The sequence below is a fragment of the Collinsella sp. AF08-23 genome, from assembly GCF_003479805.1.
Classification (GTDB): Bacteria; Actinomycetota; Coriobacteriia; order Coriobacteriales; family Coriobacteriaceae; genus Collinsella.
Map to the genome: position 1 here is coordinate 32,900 of NZ_QUHV01000013.1, position 16,830 is coordinate 49,729.

Genomic DNA, 16,830 nt, shown 5'->3' on the forward strand with positions numbered 1-16,830 from the left:
GGTGCAATTGGGGACGGGTGCAAAATCCACCATAAAATGTACCATGGGGGCCTAGGCGAACGCCTCGCAGTGGAAATCCGCTGCATAATGCTCCATGACGCCCACGACGACCCGGATCGCCCTCGTATGCCGCTACAATACGAGCGGTTCAAATCACGTCATATCGAACGGCGCGTCTCAAACGCGTCGCCACGTCAGAAAAGGACGCACGCGCCCATGGCATCTTACGCCCCGCAGATTTCCTCCCGTCGCACGTTCGCGATCATCTCGCACCCCGACGCCGGCAAGACCACCCTCACCGAGAAGCTCCTGCTCTACACCGGCCAGGTTCAGAGTGCCGGCTCGGTCAAGGGCAAGCAGAATTCCCGTCATGCCGTCTCCGACTGGATGGACATCGAGAAGCAGCGCGGCATCTCCGTTACCTCCTCGGTGCTGCAGTTCACCTATGGCGGCTGCTGCGTGAACATCCTCGACACTCCCGGCCACCAGGACTTCTCCGAGGACACGTATCGTACGCTCATGGCCGCCGACGCCGCGGTCATGGTCATCGACGGCGCCAAGGGCGTCGAGGCCCAGACCAAGAAGCTCTTCCGCGTCTGCGCCATGCGCGGCATCCCGATCTTCACGTTCGTGAACAAGATGGACCGCGAGACGCGCGACCCGTTCGACCTCATGGAGGAGGTCGAGAACGTGCTCGGCATCCGCACGTACCCCATGAACTGGCCCATCGGCAACGGCCGCGATTTCCGCGGCGTGTTCGACCGCGCGAGCCGCCATGTCCTTGCCTTCGAGGGCGACGGTCGCGCCAACGGCACTAAGAAGGTGGACGAGGTCGAGGCCACGCTCGGCGACGCCGCGCTGACCGAGCTCATCGGCGAGCACAACCACAACAACCTGATGGACGATATCGAGCTACTCGACGGCGCCGACTCCGAGTTCGATCTCGATGCGGTGCTCACCGGCAAGCTCTCGCCCGTGTTCTTCGGCTCGGCACTCACCAACTTCGGCGTGGAGCCCTTCCTCAAGGACTTCCTGCGCCTGGCTCCCGGCCCCGGTGCGCACACCGACGCGCTCACCGGCGAGCCCGTGGAGCCCACGCGGGAGGACTTCTCCGGCTTCGTCTTCAAGATTCAGGCGAACATGGACAAGAACCATCGCGACCGCATCGCCTTTGTGCGCATCTGCTCGGGCAAGTTCGAGCGTGGCATGGAGGCCATGCACGTGCAGGGCGGCCGCAAGATCAAGCTGGCCACGGGCACGACCATGATGGCCGACGACCGCGCCATCGTGGACGAGGCGTACGCGGGCGACATCGTCGGCCTGTTCGACCCCGGCATCTTCTCCATCGGCGACACCATCTGCACGGGCAAGAAGCCGGTGCAGTTCGCTGGCATCCCCACGTTCGCGCCCGAGCTCTTCGCGCGCGTCACGCAGGTGGACACCTTGAAGCGCAAGCAGTTCGTCAAGGGCATGGAGCAGCTCGCACAGGAGGGCGCCATCCAGATTTTCCGCGAGCTCGGCGCCGGCATGGAGTCGGTCATCGTGGGCGTGGTGGGCACCCTGCAGTTCGAGGTGCTCGAGCAGCGCCTCAAGAGTGAGTACCACGTCGAGGTGCGCCGCCAGCCGCTGCCCTACACCGCGCTGCGCTGGATCGCCAACGAGCCCGACACCATCGACATCCCCGCGCTTTCGCTTACGCGCGACACTCTGCGCGTGGAGAACATGCGTGGCGACAAACTGCTGCTGTTCACGAGCGAGTGGAACATCGATTGGGCGACCGAGCACAACCCGGATCTCAAGCTGTCCGAGTTCGGCAACGTGGAGTTTTAAACACATGGCCCAATGCATGCCAGGGCACGCATTGGGCGCGCTGGGGCGTGTGCTGGGCATGTCGGGATGCGCATCGGGCGTGCTGAGGACGTATCGGGCATGCCGGTGCGCGTGTTAGGCATGCCGGGATGTGCATCGGGCATGCCGGTGCGCGCGTTGGGCATGCCGGGGCACGTATCCGGCACGCTGATGTGTGTTGGGCATGCCGGGGCACGTATTGGGCATACCGGGGTGCTTAAATACGCTAAATGAGGGGTCATTAAATAAAATGTGCGGGGTTTAATTAGGGGCAGTCGCGTAGACGGTCAAATTCTTTGAATGCAACCTGCGGTTTTGTGATCAAAAAGCCGCGTATATCTTGGGAGCCGTGTTAAACCCCACACATTTTAATTAATAACCCCTCATTTCATTTAAAGGGGATGTGGGGACGCGTGCTGCTTGCCAAATGGCTTGGCGCGGGCCGCGCGAATCGAGCAATGGAGAGCCTGGTGTGGGGCGTGCCAAACGGCTTGGCGCGGGCCGCGCGAATCATGCTGTGGAAGGCTGGGCGCGAGTTGCGCATCGGCATGCTCGGTCGCGATGGACTTTCCAACAAGCAGTAGGGGCGCGTTCGTTGTGGGCTGGGCGGTTTGGCGCGGTGGGCACGAGCTGGGGCTGGAGGCTCGAGCTCGGGTTAGCGTCTACATTTACATAAGGAGCGCGGCTGCCATGGCGATTACCACGGAGGGCAGCATGTTGGCCACGCGGAAGGTCTTGCCCCAGATGAGGTCGACGCCAACGCAGAAGATGAGAATCGATCCCGTCGACGCCGTTATCGTTTGGACGGTCGGCGCATCAGTGGCGTCCTGTATTTCTAGGAAGAGGCGAAGCATCGTCCTATTCCATATTTTCGAATAGCTTTGAGAGGGATATATCGAAGCCTTTTGCGATTTTATTGATGTTGTTAAGCGTGACATTTCGTCTTCCGGTTTCAATTGAAGCGAAATACGAACGGTCCATTCCTATTTTATGGGCAAACGCCTCTTGGCTGATGCCGGTCATTGCGCGCAGTTCTTTGCAGCGGATTCCAAACGCAATCTGTAAGGTGTTCTTCTTCATACATCAAGAATGGAAGAACGTTGTATATTAACCAACGGACTATATACAACATTGAATATAATTACTGTTGTGCAAATACAACATCGGAGATGGGAGACCAGTGTCTGATCAAAGAATGATGTCGCGAAGGGCGCTTTTGGGTTGTTCGCTATTGGCGCCGCTCGGATTACTCGGCTGTTCTAATGGGGGCACTAAGGGGAGCGTCGATGAGGGAAATCAAGGGGACAAAGTTTCGCAAGATGGTATCCCTGTGAAGGTAGAGGAAATAATAAGAGGAATTTATGACGAGCCGTCAATAGAGACCGATGATGCCGGCAAAAGCTATCTGTTAGTCAAGTGCTCGGGCGATGGTATCGACGAGGATTGGTGGCTTCGCTTGAACTCTAGCGGAGAGGTATTAAAGACCTTGCCTCGCTCCTATGAAAACGGCGAGGATGGGTACACGCTTTATGAAGATAATGGGCAAAAGAATAAGACGCATTGTCATGTGGACAAGAGTGCTGATGTGAGCAGCAGGGTTCTACACGATTTCAACGGAACCTATCTGGTTCTAGAAGAGCATTCGGGTTTCGATGATGTGGGCGGCTATTTCGGACTCGTCAATAAGGAGGGCGAATGGCTTGAAGGGTCCCCATTAAGCTGTGGTGACATATTGGAGGGGTCTGCCTGGGGTTTAGAGGTTGGGGTGCTTCCGACTGAGCAGAGCAATCTGACGGGTATCAAGCTCTCAAATGAGAATGGGGAGAGCATCTGGCTGTTCTTTGATGTGAAAAGTGGGGAGCTGTCAGCCAGCGCATCGCTATGGAGTTCGGGAATATACACAGTTGGAAACTCGATCTATTGCCAAATGTATGACGGGCGACATGCGGGAGATTTGTGTTGCCTTGAAGGAGGATCAATTACTTCTTTGGCGACAGACGCTGGAGTGTTGCTTGACAGCAATGAGCAAGGCTTCTTGACAGATAAAGATGGATTGACGTTCTACTCACTCGGCGGAGAATGGCTCTGGACTTATTCGGAGCGCGAAGTCGGAGATGCGTTCATAAAAGATGATTGTGTGATAGTCCAGGCCAAGGGTGCCAATGGCTCAACGTGGTATCTCGTGCGCCTAGGCGCTGGCTCTGGGTCGCCTGTTGCTGATCCCATTAATTATTACGATGGAAGGGTGGCGGGCAGCGTTGCGTACTTTGATACGGCGGAAGGCGAAATTATCAATTATGAAACCGGAGAGAGCGTTGTTCAATTTGAGGGGAAGAGCAGTGCAAAGTACCTTGGCGTGGCGGCAGGGATGGTTTGCATGAAGGTCGATGGCGAGTATGTGTTCTATGACGGAAAGGGCGATTTAGTTGATCCGAAGTACGTTCAGTAGGAAAGACTGCTCGAGAGTGATTGGCGGCAATCAAATACAATGTCGATGTGTCCGGATTGAACACTTAGATACGGTTATGACGGGCGCATCGCTTGGCCTGTGAGACGTGAGCGGAATGCGATTTGCGGCGGCGATACTCTGACTTTCATCTTGGGGGAATCTGATCGAAATGTAGCGTCTATGCGAGCAGCGCGGCCGCCATGGCGATTACCACGGAGGGTAGCATGTTGGCCACGCGGAAGGTCTTGCCCCAGATGAGGTCGATGCCAACGCAGAAGATGAGAATCGATCCCACGGTGGAGAGGTTTGCGATCGCGGCGGCGGTCATGAGCGGATTCAGAATCTGCGCAAGGACGGTGACGCCTCCCTGCAGGAGGACGACGGGAATGACCGAGAAGATGCAGCCCTTGCCCATGGATGCCGTCATGGTGCACACGAGCAGCGCATCGATGGCACCTTTGAGCGCCAATGTGGTCCAGTCTCCCGTGAGGCCGTCCTGAATGGAGCCCACGATTGCCATGGCGCCCACTGCCACCGAAAGGGACGCGGAGACGAACGCGTCGACAAAGGCGGAATCGCCATTGCTGCGCGTGGCGTATTTGAGCCATTCGCCAAACCGGTCGAGCTGTCGTTCGAGGTCGAACACCTCGCCGATGAGCGATCCAAGGGCAAGTGAGCCCACCACCAGCGCCGAGTTGACGGCTGCGAGCTTGCCGCCCTCAAGGGACAACATGCCCGCCAAGGCGCCAGAGAGTCCGACGAAGAGGATGGCCACCGCTGTTGCCTTGAGCAGGGTGTCTTGAATGCGGGGCGTGAGGAAGCGGCCAAAGGCCAACCCGGCGAGGCCTCCCACAAGGATGAAGCCGCCGTCGATGAGGGTGCCGAGTCCGATCATGGGTCGCTCCTAGCGTGGGTCGGCGCCGGGAAGCGCTGGTGCATGGGTTCCAGTGAGATGTTCGAAGAGGGCGGAGCAGCCCAGAAGGACATCGCGGTAGGTGGCGTCGAAGTCGCCCGTATACCATGGGTCGGCGACGTCGCGCGTGCTTCCGGCGAAGCTCAGCAGCCGGTGGCAAATGCCGCGAGGATCGCCTTTCAGGATGCGCCCGAGCCCTCGCTCGTTCTCCGCGTCCATGTAGGCGATGACGTCCCAGTCATTGTATTCGGCGCGCGTGATCTTGCGGGCGCGGTGCGCACCAACGGGTACCCCGACCTCGCGAAGCTTGTTCACGGTCCCATGGTGCGGCGGGTTTCCGATCTCCTCGCGCGAGGTTGCGGCGGAGTCGATGACGAATTCGTTCTCGAGCCCCGCGCGTCGCACGAGCTCCTCAAAGACGAACTGTGCCATGGTCGATCGGCAGATGTTGCCATGGCAGATGAATAGGACGCGATGCATTCCGCGCGGGCCTTTCGTTTAGGTTATTTTCCCTGCTAAGCATAGCAGAGCGCAGGTTGTTCAGACGGTGCGTCTCGACGTGCGGCGCATGGATAGGCGTGTGCACACATGGGTGAAGTGGCTCGATGCGTGGGCGAGGCGTTTCGGCGCGTCGGACAGAATGGTCCGATGCGCCGAGCGGTTGCGGGACGCCGCTCGGTGCATAGTGATTGCGTGTGCTGTCCATGCGGTCGGGTAGGATGGAGTGCCTAACCGATTTTGATGGGAGAGTTGTCGTATGGCAGATTCCAACAACGTCGATGTTGCCGCCATCATGAACATGGTCGCCGCGCTGAGCCCCGAAGGGAGCGGCGTGCGCAAGGATGTGGTCGCCACCGCGCAGGTTGATTCGGGGCAAGCCGAGCCTGTCCCAATGCCGTCTGGGTCCGGCGTTGCGCCCGAATCATCGATTGGGGCGCGCCCTGCCGTCGCGCCCGCTACATCCGTCGCGCCCGCAGCGCTTGCTGCATCGGCTGCAAGAACGGCGGGCGCGATGCGCCCCTTTGGTTCCGCAGGCTCCCTCACGGCCGATGACTTGGCGGATGCCCCGGCAGCGCGGCGCGCAGAACCCACCTCGGAGGACATCGCCGCCATGAACAGACGCATCGTGTCCGCGCTCGCCGCCGAGCTGGGGCAGCCGGTCGCGCGCGTCGAGGCGGTCATTTCCCTCATCGATGAGGGCGCGACGATTCCGTTCATCGCCCGCTACCGCAAGGAGGCCACGGGCGGTATGGATGACGTCGCGCTGCGTGCGCTCGACGACCGCCTGTCCTACCTGCGCAACCTCGAGCAGCGCAAGTCCGACGTCATCGCGGTGATCGACGGCCAGGGCAAGCTTACGGACGAGCTGCGCTCGAGCATCGAAGAGGCGCCGACGTTGCAGCGCGTGGAGGACCTCTACAAGCCGTTTCGTAAAAAGCGCGCCACCCGCGCGTCGAAGGCGCGCGATGCAGGCCTCGAGCCGCTCGCGAACCTCATTCTCATGCAGCCCGTGCAGGGGGAGGGTCCGCTCGCGGCGGCCGCGGGCTACGTCAACGCCGAGGGCGGCTTCGCCACGGCGGAGGCGGCGCTCGCCGGCGCGCGCGACATCGTGGCGGAGCTCGTGGCGGAGGATCCCGAGAACACGGCGGACCTGCGCGAGTACACGCATAAGACGGCCGCCATCGAGTCGGAGGCCGTCGATGCGGACGAGAAGACCGCGTACGAGCCCTATTACGAGTTCTCCGAGGCCGCGCGCTCCATCCCCAACCATCGCATCCTCGCCATCAACCGCGGTGAGCGTGAGGGCAAGCTGCGCGTGCGCGTGCGCGTGGACGGTGAGGCCGCGGCCGAGCGCCTGCAGCGCCGGTACCCGCGTCGTCGCGGGCCGTTCGCGGGGGAGCTCGACGCCGCCATCGCCGACGGATACAAGCGCCTCATGGCACCCTCGCTCGAGCGCGAGCTGCGCGTGGACCTCACCATGCGCGCGCAGGAGGACGCCATCAAGGTCTTTGCCAAGAACACCGAGGGCTTGCTGCAGCAGCGTCCCGTCCGCGGTGCCCGCGTGATCGCGCTCGACCCCGGTTACCGGGCGGGCTGCAAGGTCGCCGTGCTGGACGAGTACGGCAAGCTCCTCGACCACACGATCTTGTACCCCACGCCGCCGCGACGCGATGTCGCGGGCACCAAGCGCGAGCTGCTGCGCCTCACGCGCAAGCACCGCGTCAACACCATCGTGGTGGGCAACGGCACGGCGAGCCGCGAGACCGAGGAGGTCGTGGCGGCGTTCATCGCCGAGTCCGCGCCCGAGCTGCGCTACACCATCGTGAACGAGGCGGGCGCGTCGGTGTACTCGGCCTCCAAGCTGGCGAGCGAGGAGTGCCCCGACCTCGACGTGACCACGCGCGGCGCGATGAGCCTGGGCCGCCGCCTGCAGGACCCGTTGGCGGAACTGGTCAAGATCCCGCCGCAGTCCATCGGCGTTGGCCAGTACCAGCACGACCTCGACCAGGGTGAGCTCGGACGCGCTTTGGGCAACGTGGTCGAGAATGTGGTCAACCGCGTGGGCGTCGACGTGAACACTGCGAGCGCGAGCCTACTGGGGTACGTCTCGGGCATCACGCCGGCGGTCGCCAAGAACATCGTCGCCTATCGCGAGGAGAACGGCGCGTTCACCGATCGTCGCCAGCTCAAGAAGGTCCCCAAGCTCGGACCCAAGGCCTATCTCAACGCGGCGGGCTTCATGCGCATCACGGGCGGCAAGAACCCGCTCGACGCCACGAGCGTGCACCCCGAGAGCTATGAGATCGCGGGCGAGCTGCTGCGCCGCGCGGGTGTTGCGCCGAGTGCGCTCGCCGCCGGTGGCGTACCGGGCATCGGCTCAAAGATCGGCAACTTGGGTGCGGTCGCGGCCGAGCTCGGCTGCGGTGTCCCCACCCTGCGCGACATCGTGGCGGAGCTCGAGAAGCCCGGCCGCGACCCGCGCGACGACGCCCCGGAGGTCGTGTTCTCCCAGGCGGCGCGCAGCATCGAGGACCTCGAGGTTGGCATGGAGCTCAAGGGCACCGTGCGCAACGTGGTGGACTTCGGCGCCTTCGTGGACATCGGCGTGCATCAGGACGGTCTGGTGCACATCTCCAAGTTGGCGAGCCGCTTCGTGAAGCACCCGAGCGAGGTCGTCGCCGTGGGCGACACCGTGACCGTGTGGGTCACCGGCGTGGACCGCGCTCGCAAGAAGATCTCCCTCACCATGGTCGAGGGGCGTATGGATCGGTAGGGTTTAGCGACATGTGGCATTTGGGGGGCACGCGCATTTTTGCACATTGGAAACGCGTGGCGCGTTGGGGGCGGGCGCATTTTGCGTGCCTGACGCGGGTGCGCCATCCCTGGCTGCGCGTTGCGTGCGTTGCCGCACGCTAGATGCTCGCGTTCCGCCGCAATTCCGGGCCTCGCAGATGGGTTCTCGAGCTTTTTCGTATCGGAAATCGGAATTCGCGAGTACAAGGCATTTTCGATCGACTTTGACCTGCGCTTTTATGAGTCAAAGGGAACGGTATACTTCGCCTTCTCTTGAATCGATACGAAAAAGCTCAACTTCGTTTTTCCAAGGGTCGCTTCGTTGCTCGACGCGCCGCTCTTTACGCTTGACGGAGGTACAAAATGCCGAAGGGCGGGATTTCCAGCGTCCCGTGAAGGTCGAGCCTGGCGTTAGCGCTAGGCTCGGGGTGCGCATCGTCCTCGGCCGCGGCTGCGTGTTGCCCGGTATTGGGCTCGGGGCGCACGTCTGCCCCGGTTGCGGGTTGTTCGCCATCGTGCTCAGGACGTGTGTCGGGTGAGGTCGCGGACGGTGCGGCGCTCGCAGTTGGGGAGCTCGCCTCGCACGAGACGAGGACATCGAATGATCCTTGTAGGCAGCCATCGTTGAAAGTGAACGGCGCGTCATCCGCATTCACGGCCACGAGCACATGCTCGGCCGCCGCCCCGTCCGCCGCACCGACGCAACGCTCGAACAGCAGCTGCTTGTTGGTGATGATCACGTTGCGGTAGTCTCCGTGGCAGAGCGCCCGCGACTCGCGGCGCACGTGGTTGAGACGGTTGATGAACGCGGTGAGCTCGTTGGGGCCCGTGCCGCCGTCCCATCCGGCGACCGGGGCGTCGAGCGCCTCGGCCGCGGGCGCGCCGATGGCGGGCCTCAGCTCCACGTCTGCTAGGTACCCGATGCCCTTGGTTCCCAGCTGCCCCCACTCGCTACCGTAATACAGGCACGGGATACCCGGCATGCCGAACAAGACACCGTATGCCGGAGCGAGGTGGCGCTTCTCGGTGAGGATGCTCGCAAGGCGCGAGACGTCGTGGTTGTCGGCGAAATTCACCAGGTGCTTGCCGCGGTAGATGCACCACGGGTCGCCGCCGAACTGGCGGTGCAGAGAGTGGGCGATCTCGAACATGTTCATGGAGTTGAAGCTCGAATACAGCCCCTTGTAGCACTCGTAGTTCGTGCAGGAGTTGAGCATCTCATCGTTCACGATGAGGTTGTAGTCACCGTGCAGTACCTCGCCGATGAGCGGAAACCCGTCGCCCGCGGCGCCGTCAAAGCGCGGTTCGGCGCCCAGTTCGTCCGCGAGCCCGCGTAGTTGCTTCACGAAATCGTGGTCGAGGCTATAGGCCACGTCCAGTCGCAGTCCGTCCACGCCCAGCTCGCGCTTCCACATGCGCACCGCATCGAGGAGGTAGTCGACGACCTCGGGGTTGCGTAGGTTGAGCTTGACGAGGTCCTGGTTGCCCTCCCAGCCCTCATACCAAAATCCGTCACCGAAGTGCGTGTCGCCGTCGAAGCTGATGTTGAACCAGTCCTTGTACGGCGAGTCCCAGCGGCGCTCGCGCACATCCCGGAACGCCCAGAAGTTGCGCCCTACGTGGTTGAACACGGCGTCGAGTATCACGCGGACGCCGCATGCGTGTAGAGCGTCGACCACGCGGGCGAAGTCCTCGTTCGTGCCCAGCCGGTAGTCGATTTCGCGCAGGTCACGCGTGTTATAGCCGTGCGAGTCGCTGGCAAAGACGGGGTTGAGCAGAATGGCGCCCACGCCGAGCTTTCCCAGGTACGGGGCCCATTCGATGAGCGAGCGCACGCGGTGCAGGGAGCGTTCGCGCTCTTGGCCCTCGGCGTCGTCGACGGCGGGCGCGTCGAATGGGCAGTCAAGCATGCCCAGCGGATACATCTGGTAGAGCGTTGTGTCGAAAACCCACATGACAAGGCCCCTCGGAAAGCGTGGTCGAGTGTTGCGCCGACGGAGGTGCCAAGAGGGCGCAGGTCTCAGCATACCGCGTGGCGGGCATTTGCAGGCGAGTGGCTCGGTAGGCGGTTCAGCTGCTGCGGAAGTGGGCACCTCGCAGACGGGGGCTCGCAGCCGATTGCGGCAGGATGCGTGTATCCGCTGTTGAATCCGAGCGGCTGGTTGAAAAATGTGAGAAACCATGGGATTGTAACTGGCTTAACGTTTCAAACCCATGATTTCTCACATAAATGGGGTTGGTAATGTGATTTATCATGGGTTTGAAATCCGGTGCGGTTTTTCAAACCTATGGTTTCTCACATTGCAGAAGAGACTCACATTGCAGAAGAGAGATGCCGCCGCGTTTTCTTTACCGCGTTCTCTTTGTCCAATACCTAGAGTCGTCCCATGATGGCATGACCTATGAAGAGAATGACGCCCAGTGCGAAGAGCGGAGCGACTGTGCGCTTGGGGACTTGGTACGGATGCGTGCACATAAAGCCCGCGCCCGCAATCCGCGCCGCCCCTGCATCTTCGTTCGCGGATTTACCCGAAGAGTCCCCCCGCGACGGACATGAGTGCAATGATCACGCCCACAATCGACTCGCCGCCAAGCACACCGGAGGCGACGATGATGCCAGATTCGTCGTGTGTGGTTTCCTTCGCGTTATCGACCGTACCAGTGCCTGTCTTACCGGCGCTCCGCGCGGAGAGGCGGTCGTATGCCCACTTGACGCATGCGCCGAGTGCGGCGGATATGGTCATATAGAACGGCAGGTACACACCGAGGCCGAGCATCATGGCGGGGATGCCCAGGCAGTGCAGGGCCACGCCGCCTACAAGTCCGATGACGAACGCGCCCACGCTGGGGATGCCCGAAACCATGGTGGCGACCACGCTTGCCTGAGCGGAAACAAACAGCTTGCCCGGCCCGAAGGACTCAGGGCCGTATGCGGACAGCAGCGCCACCATCACCGCTACGGCTATCACCGTGCCGAGCAGGGCCCCGATGGCCTGGCCGATCCACATGGCGCGCGGACTGGTGCCCAGGATGTGCCCGGTCTTGAAGTCGCTCATGACGTCGCCCGCAAGGCCGCACGCAACGGCTACCACGCCGGCGACGAAGAGCAGCTTGACCTGGTTGGTCTCGCCCAGGGCGGCGACGGCGAGTAGCACGATGAGGCCGAAGATCTCCATGGGGTCGATTCCGGTCTGTCCGACCGACTGGGCACTCATGATGGTGGTCACGAATGCGAGCGCCACGACCGCGATGCAGACGATTGGGGAGAGGCCGAGGCCAAAGCAGATAAGAAGCGCCGCCGCCGCGACGAACAGGGCGAGGACACCGCGGTCGCGCGGCGTGACGCCGCCTGCCCCGGACGTCGCACCGGCATCCGTCTCGGCCGCACCCCGATGCCCACGCGTTCCTCTCCAGGCACGCGCGGCCTTGGGCAGGATGTCGTGCACGACGACGCCGAGGCCCGAACCCATCATGAGACCCATGCCAAGGCTCGACACGATGCCCTGCGCGCTTGCCACGTCCCAGAGCCCCGCGGTGCTGCCGCCCACGATGATGCCGAAGTTCGCGATAAGTCCACCGGCGAACCAGAACGCCACGGCGGCACCTCCCACCAGAAAGCCCACGGAGAGCAGCATGGGGGAGTTGTAGATGCCGAACGACACGCCGGGAATGGGCAGGGCGAGCAGCATGGAGGGAATCACGCCCGCCAGGTCGCGCAGCGCGCACCACAGTCCCGCTGCCGCCATGGATCCGAACAGTTTCCTGCCCGTGGCACCGCCTGCACGGCTCGCCATGAGGGTCTCGGCGGCGGCGGTGCCGATGGGGTACTCGAGGTCGGATTCCTCGACGAACCTCTGCCTAATCAGTGCCGTGCACACCAGGCCGAGCAGTGTGCCCGCCAGAGCCACGGCGAGCATCTCGACCCAGCCGGCCTTATCGCCCATGCCGAGCATCCAGATGCCGGGGATGGTGAAGGCCAGGCCACCAGCGACCATGGAGCCTGCCGACATGATGATTTGGGTGACGTTCGCCTCGCTGAGGCTCGTGCGGCCGAGGGCTCGCAGGAGCACCAGGGCGGTAATGGAGGTGAAGATGGTGGGCCACGGCAGCGCTCCCATCTTCAGTGCGGTGTAGACCGACGAAGCCGTGATGATGACGCAGCCGATGCAGCCGATGATGACACCGGCAACGCTGATTTGCCCGCGCCGAGGCGCGCGCTCGTTCGTTCGATTCAATTTGATCTCCCTCGTATATCCGCTCTCCCTCATTGGAGAGTCGGGTTACGGCATTAGGACCGCTATAGTGTAAGCTCGAAAGAGGAAAAAATGCTCGAGAACTTGGAGGGCGTCATGGGTGCCAGCGAGGGTTTTATCGAGGAGTCGACGTCTGTTCGCCCCGCGTTTGCCGAGGGTTGTCTGCTCGCGGTCGACGTGGGCAACACCGTGACCAAGTTCGGCGTATTCGTCGAGGACCGGCTGATGGGCACGTGGGAGATCACCACGCCCGCATCGTGCACGGCGGACGAGGCGTGGGCCCATGCTGCCCGTGCGATCGACATGCTCGACGCGCCCGAGCCCGGCTTTGCGATTCTGTCGTGCGTGGTGCCCAGTTTGAGCGACGTGTGGGACATCGCGTTGGGCAAATTGTGCGGCACGCGTCCCTATGTCGTCGGTCCGGGTATTAAAACCGGTATCCGCATGCGTTATGACGATCCAGCTGAGGTGGGCTCCGATCGCGTGGCGGACGCCGTGGCGGCACGCGAGGCCTATGGGGCGCCCGTTGTGGTGGTCGATCTAGGCACGACGACCAACATCGAGGTCGTGGACGAGTCGGGCGCGTTCGCGGGCGGCATCATCGCGCCCGGCGTGGCCCTGGGCGCCCGGTCGCTCACGTCTGCCGCCGCGCGTCTGCCGATGATCGAGTTGCGTGCGCCCGAGCGGGTTATCGGCCGCAGCACGCGTGCGGCCATGCAGTCAGGTGTGGTGCTGGGCGAGGCGGCGCGCATCGACGGCCTCCTTGACGCCGTGATGGGCGAGCTCGGCTGTGATGCCCCCGTGGTGATTACGGGCGACGGCGCGGCGCGCGTCGCTGCCCTCATCGCCCACGAGGCCACCGTCGACGAGGCCCTCACCCTGCGCGGTCTGCACCTCATTTGGCGCGCGAATCGACGCTAGCTTCAATTAGGTGACAGACGCAGAATTGAGATCCGTGGCTATTTCCATCGCAACGCATTCAAGCGGTTCTTTGGGCGGGCTTGTGTAGAAAAAGGTCGCATCGACGGGGTCTCCGACCTCAAAACCTTCTTGTCCAAGATGGCCTTCCGGCACCTCGAATAAAACGGGTTCATCGCGGAACGGAAACTCGGCAGGATCATGGTCGGTCAATTCTATTGAAGCTCGGGATCTTTCGATGTCGATAGAACGAATTATGCCCGTTGCGCTCGACAGATGAGATGAGCTGCTGTTTACGGGAATCCTGAGGAAAACAAGGGGGATTAAAACGACGCATGCTGCAAACAGGGCGGCTCCAATGCCAAGCGGTCCGATTGTGCGGCGCTGAGTGTCTTCTCGGTCTCCCATGCTCGGATCCCATCTCTAGCTTGGGTTGGGTGCTGTATCTCGGTATCATAGACGGTAATTCGATGTCGAACGCGCCGATGCTCGAGATCGAATGAAGATGTGGAAGACAATCCTCTACACCACATCATAGATGAACGCGCATGAGCTTCACGGGCATTTGTGCCTTGAGATGCGCGTATGGCACATATGACGCGCAGGTTAAATCGTTTGACCAACGCCCTGGGCGCTGTGCGTCGTGAGCGATAATCTCCCCTACGAAAAAATGCGTCGCGTCCGTGGCCTGTCGGTCTTGTCGAGCTTGCGTTGACCCGGATCGCCAAGCATCGCGCAGCATCCGACCTGCCATGTGCCCGCTCGACGCACCCCGACCGCCGCTCAACCCGTAAGGAGCTCTTATGGCCATGCACTTCAAGCGCCTACTGCCCATACCCAAGGACATCCGCGAGGAGATGCCCCTGCGCGCCGACCTCGTCGAGGCCAAGCGTGCATTCGACGCCGAAGTTGCCGCCATCTTTCGCGGCGAGGACAGCCGCCGCGTACTCATCATCGGCCCCTGTTCTGCCGATCGCGAGGACTCCGTGCTCGACTACATGACCCGCTTGGCCGAGTTGCAGGAGCGCGTCCGCGAGCGCTTGCTCATCATCCCGCGCGTCTACACCAACAAGCCGCGCACCAAGGGCACCGGCTACAAGGGCCTGTTGCACAATCCCGACCCGGAGGCCGGCGACGACCTGCTCGAGGGTGTCAAGGCCATCCGCCGCATGCACCTGCGCGTGATCGAGGAGACCGGCTTCTTCACCGCCGATGAGATGCTCTACCCCACGAACTATCAGTACTTGGTCGACCTGCTGTCCTATGTCGCCGTGGGTGCCCGCTCGGTGGAGAACCAGGAACACCGTTTGGTGGCGTCCGGCATTTCGGTGCCGGTGGGCATGAAGAACCCCACCGCGGGCTCCACGAGCGTCATGCTCAACTCCATCTACGCCGCCCAGGCCGAGCAGGGCTTCATCTACCGCAACTGGGAGGTCGATACCCCCGGCAACCCGCTGGCCCACGCCGTGCTGCGCGGCTACATCGGCCTCGACGGGCGCACCTACCCCAATTACCATTACGAGCACCTCGAGCGTCTGGCCGAGCGCTATACCGAGGAGGCCGGCTACGCCAACCCCGGTGTGGTGGTGGACTGCAACCACGACAACTCCGGCAAGCGCCCGCTCGAGCAGCTGCGCATCGCCAAGGAGGTGCTCGACTCCTGCCGCCGCAACGAGACCATCGACGGTATCGTCCGCGGCTTTATGGTGGAAAGCTACCTGGAGGACGGCAACCAGCCCGTCGACGGCGGCGTGTACGGCAAGTCGATTACCGACCCGTGCATCGGTTGGGAGAAGACCGAGCAGTTCGTGCTCGACATCGCCGAGCGCGCGTAATGCCGTCCATCTGCACGTAACGCTCCTGCCCGCGCGTAGCATCGCGGCTACGGTCGGCGTCCCGGTCTGCGCGTAACGCCGTCCGCGTCGCATCTTCGCCGCCTGAGTCGCCCCGCTTCCCGATGGAGGCGGGGCGACTGCTAAAATGGCAGCAGAGATTTGGCAGCGCGGCATGGTTTGGTTGCCGGGCTCTGTACCGGCCGAGCGTCCGCGCCCCCTCGGGCGCGAATCGGACTTGGCCGCACGATTGCGAGGCGCATATGAACGGACTCGATCGCCGCGGCACGGACCGCGACCGCACGCGTGAGCTGGACAAGTATGGGTATGTCGAGGTTGATCGGGGTTTTGACGAGGGGTACCCCGATGGTGAGTCTCGGGACGCCGCATTCATGGATGTCGGGGATCCATCGGGCGCCGCGGCACTTCCCGGTGCATCGATGCCCGACCGTACACGTTGGATTATCACGGCGGCCCTCATCGTCGCTGCGCTCGTGTGCTGGTTCATTCTCCTGCCGCATTTCTCGTCGCCATCGGCACACGCTGATGTGATTGCCACGATCGACGAAAAGATTGACAACGTGCTCACGCTCACGGCGGGTTCGGCGGGCGCTTCGGCTCTCATCTCCGCCATCCCTGGCGATGCGGGATCGCCCATCGCCGACAAGCTCATGGACCTCAGCACGGGCTTTCTCATCGTGCTCGCGGCGCTCTTCCTCGAGAAGTACCTCATCGCCATCTTCAGCGCTGCGGCGCTGGGGCTCGCATTTCCCATCGCGGCGCTGTTCGGCATCGCCGTGGTGTGGCAGTGGGGGCGCAGCCCTTGGGTGAAGATCCCCCTGGGTATTGGTGCCAAGCTGGCGGTTCTCGGTGCCGTTCTGCTGTTGGCGATCCCCACGAGCTCATGGGTGACCAACCGGATCGACGCCACGTATCAGACCTCCATGCAGGAGTCCATCGAGTCGGCGGAAACGCTGGCCGAGGGCGCTGCCGAGGCGGAGAAGAGCGATGAGAAGCAAAACGAGGGCGGTATCCTCGGCTTCTTCCAAGACGCTATCGACACGGTGACGGGCGGGATCTCGAGTGCCGTCGAAGGTGCGCAGGAGTCGCTCAACCAGTTCATCGAGTCGCTGGCGGTTATGCTCGTGACCTCGTGCTTGATTCCAATTCTTGTGCTGCTGTTCTACTTCTGGGTCGCCAAGATTCTGTTGGGCGTGAACATCGACATTCCTGCGACAGCCTCCGCGCTCAGCCCGCGCAAGGTGCGTCGTCGCGTGTCCGGCGCGTTCAAGGGCGGCGACCGCGCATGACGGGGCGGCTCCG

Annotated in this window: 14 protein-coding genes; 7 read left to right on the plus strand and 7 right to left on the minus strand. The window is 62.4% G+C overall.

The window, feature by feature from the left end; all coding sequences use genetic code 11:
- Nucleotides 1-216: 216 nt before the first annotated feature.
- Nucleotides 217-1,830, plus strand: coding sequence for a peptide chain release factor 3 (locus DWV48_RS07675; protein WP_118654227.1), 1,614 nt, complete (start codon nt 217-219; stop codon nt 1,828-1,830).
- A gap of 476 nt (nt 1,831-2,306) precedes the next feature.
- Nucleotides 2,307-2,432 carry a hypothetical protein gene (locus tag DWV48_RS09455; RefSeq protein ID WP_255413665.1) on the plus strand — a complete coding sequence of 42 codons (126 nt, stop codon included), beginning with the start codon at nt 2,307-2,309 and terminating at the stop codon, nt 2,430-2,432.
- Between the two features lie 84 nt (nt 2,433-2,516).
- Here the strand turns inward: DWV48_RS09455 and DWV48_RS07685 are convergent, their stop codons facing one another.
- Together DWV48_RS07685 and DWV48_RS07690 are read right to left on the minus strand one after the other, a co-directional pair.
- Nucleotides 2,517-2,702, minus strand: coding sequence for a DUF554 family protein (locus tag DWV48_RS07685; RefSeq protein ID WP_233546231.1), 186 nt, complete (start codon nt 2,700-2,702; stop codon nt 2,517-2,519).
- Between the two features lie 4 nt (nt 2,703-2,706).
- Complete coding sequence (locus DWV48_RS07690) at nt 2,707-2,928, minus strand: helix-turn-helix domain-containing protein (RefSeq protein WP_118654230.1); 222 nt, start codon at nt 2,926-2,928, stop codon at nt 2,707-2,709.
- Between the two features lie 250 nt (nt 2,929-3,178).
- On the opposite strand from DWV48_RS07690, the gene DWV48_RS07695 reads away from it, so the two are divergent.
- Nucleotides 3,179-4,297, plus strand: a complete 1,119-nt coding sequence (locus tag DWV48_RS07695) for a hypothetical protein (protein WP_118654231.1) — start codon at nt 3,179-3,181, stop codon at nt 4,295-4,297.
- 178 nt (nt 4,298-4,475) lie between these two features.
- On the opposite strand, the gene DWV48_RS07700 is transcribed toward DWV48_RS07695, so the two are convergent.
- A complete protein-coding gene (locus DWV48_RS07700) occupies nt 4,476-5,192 on the minus strand; it encodes a DUF554 domain-containing protein (protein ID WP_118654232.1) in 717 nt (238 codons plus the stop codon).
- A 9-nt stretch (nt 5,193-5,201) separates the two neighbouring features.
- Complete coding sequence (locus tag DWV48_RS07705; protein ID WP_118654233.1) at nt 5,202-5,690, minus strand: low molecular weight protein-tyrosine-phosphatase; 489 nt, start codon at nt 5,688-5,690, stop codon at nt 5,202-5,204.
- 277 nt (nt 5,691-5,967) lie between these two features.
- Between DWV48_RS07705 and DWV48_RS07710 the strand changes: the two genes are divergently transcribed.
- Nucleotides 5,968-8,484: a Tex family protein gene (locus tag DWV48_RS07710; protein ID WP_294158850.1), complete on the plus strand. Its 2,517-nt coding sequence runs from the start codon at nt 5,968-5,970 to the stop codon at nt 8,482-8,484.
- Between the two features lie 361 nt (nt 8,485-8,845).
- Here the strand turns inward: DWV48_RS07710 and DWV48_RS07715 are convergent, their stop codons facing one another.
- Nucleotides 8,846-10,459: an alpha-amylase family glycosyl hydrolase gene (locus tag DWV48_RS07715; RefSeq protein WP_118654234.1), complete on the minus strand. Its 1,614-nt coding sequence runs from the start codon at nt 10,457-10,459 to the stop codon at nt 8,846-8,848.
- A gap of 570 nt (nt 10,460-11,029) precedes the next feature.
- Nucleotides 11,030-12,739 carry an OPT/YSL family transporter gene (locus tag DWV48_RS07720; protein WP_118654235.1) on the minus strand — a complete coding sequence of 570 codons (1,710 nt, stop codon included), beginning with the start codon at nt 12,737-12,739 and terminating at the stop codon, nt 11,030-11,032.
- Nucleotides 12,740-12,829: 90 nt separating this feature from the next.
- On the opposite strand from DWV48_RS07720, the gene DWV48_RS07725 reads away from it, so the two are divergent.
- The gene (locus DWV48_RS07725; protein ID WP_233546232.1) at nt 12,830-13,678 is read left to right on the plus strand and encodes a type III pantothenate kinase; all 849 of its coding nucleotides are present in this window, start codon (nt 12,830-12,832) and stop codon (nt 13,676-13,678) included.
- Between the two features lie 6 nt (nt 13,679-13,684).
- On the opposite strand, the gene DWV48_RS07730 is transcribed toward DWV48_RS07725, so the two are convergent.
- A complete protein-coding gene (locus DWV48_RS07730) occupies nt 13,685-14,083 on the minus strand; it encodes a hypothetical protein (protein ID WP_118654236.1) in 399 nt (132 codons plus the stop codon).
- 395 nt (nt 14,084-14,478) lie between these two features.
- On the opposite strand from DWV48_RS07730, the gene DWV48_RS07735 reads away from it, so the two are divergent.
- Both DWV48_RS07735 and DWV48_RS07740 read left to right on the plus strand, forming a co-directional pair.
- Nucleotides 14,479-15,510, plus strand: a complete 1,032-nt coding sequence (locus DWV48_RS07735; protein ID WP_118654237.1) for a 3-deoxy-7-phosphoheptulonate synthase — start codon at nt 14,479-14,481, stop codon at nt 15,508-15,510.
- A gap of 260 nt (nt 15,511-15,770) precedes the next feature.
- Nucleotides 15,771-16,817, plus strand: coding sequence for a hypothetical protein (locus DWV48_RS07740; protein WP_118654238.1), 1,047 nt, complete (start codon nt 15,771-15,773; stop codon nt 16,815-16,817).
- The last annotated feature ends 13 nt before the right edge of the window (nt 16,818-16,830 follow it).

Excerpts from the sequence above, each read along its gene's own strand:
- DWV48_RS07675 (WP_118654227.1), top strand. The coding sequence starts at position 217 with ATGGCATCTTACGCCCCGCAGATTTCCTCCCGTCGCACGTTCGCGATC.
- DWV48_RS09455 (WP_255413665.1), top strand. The coding sequence starts at position 2,307 with ATGGAGAGCCTGGTGTGGGGCGTGCCAAACGGCTTGGCGCGGGCCGCG.
- DWV48_RS07685 (WP_233546231.1), bottom strand. The coding sequence starts at position 2,702 with ATGCTTCGCCTCTTCCTAGAAATACAGGACGCCACTGATGCGCCGACC.
- DWV48_RS07690 (WP_118654230.1), bottom strand. The coding sequence starts at position 2,928 with ATGAAGAAGAACACCTTACAGATTGCGTTTGGAATCCGCTGCAAAGAA.
- DWV48_RS07700 (WP_118654232.1), bottom strand. The coding sequence starts at position 5,192 with ATGATCGGACTCGGCACCCTCATCGACGGCGGCTTCATCCTTGTGGGA.
- DWV48_RS07705 (WP_118654233.1), bottom strand. The coding sequence starts at position 5,690 with ATGCATCGCGTCCTATTCATCTGCCATGGCAACATCTGCCGATCGACC.
- DWV48_RS07710 (WP_294158850.1), top strand. The coding sequence starts at position 5,968 with ATGGCAGATTCCAACAACGTCGATGTTGCCGCCATCATGAACATGGTC.
- DWV48_RS07715 (WP_118654234.1), bottom strand. The coding sequence starts at position 10,459 with ATGTGGGTTTTCGACACAACGCTCTACCAGATGTATCCGCTGGGCATG.
- DWV48_RS07725 (WP_233546232.1), top strand. The coding sequence starts at position 12,830 with ATGCTCGAGAACTTGGAGGGCGTCATGGGTGCCAGCGAGGGTTTTATC.
- DWV48_RS07730 (WP_118654236.1), bottom strand. The coding sequence starts at position 14,083 with ATGGGAGACCGAGAAGACACTCAGCGCCGCACAATCGGACCGCTTGGC.
- DWV48_RS07735 (WP_118654237.1), top strand. The coding sequence starts at position 14,479 with ATGGCCATGCACTTCAAGCGCCTACTGCCCATACCCAAGGACATCCGC.
- DWV48_RS07740 (WP_118654238.1), top strand. The coding sequence starts at position 15,771 with ATGAACGGACTCGATCGCCGCGGCACGGACCGCGACCGCACGCGTGAG.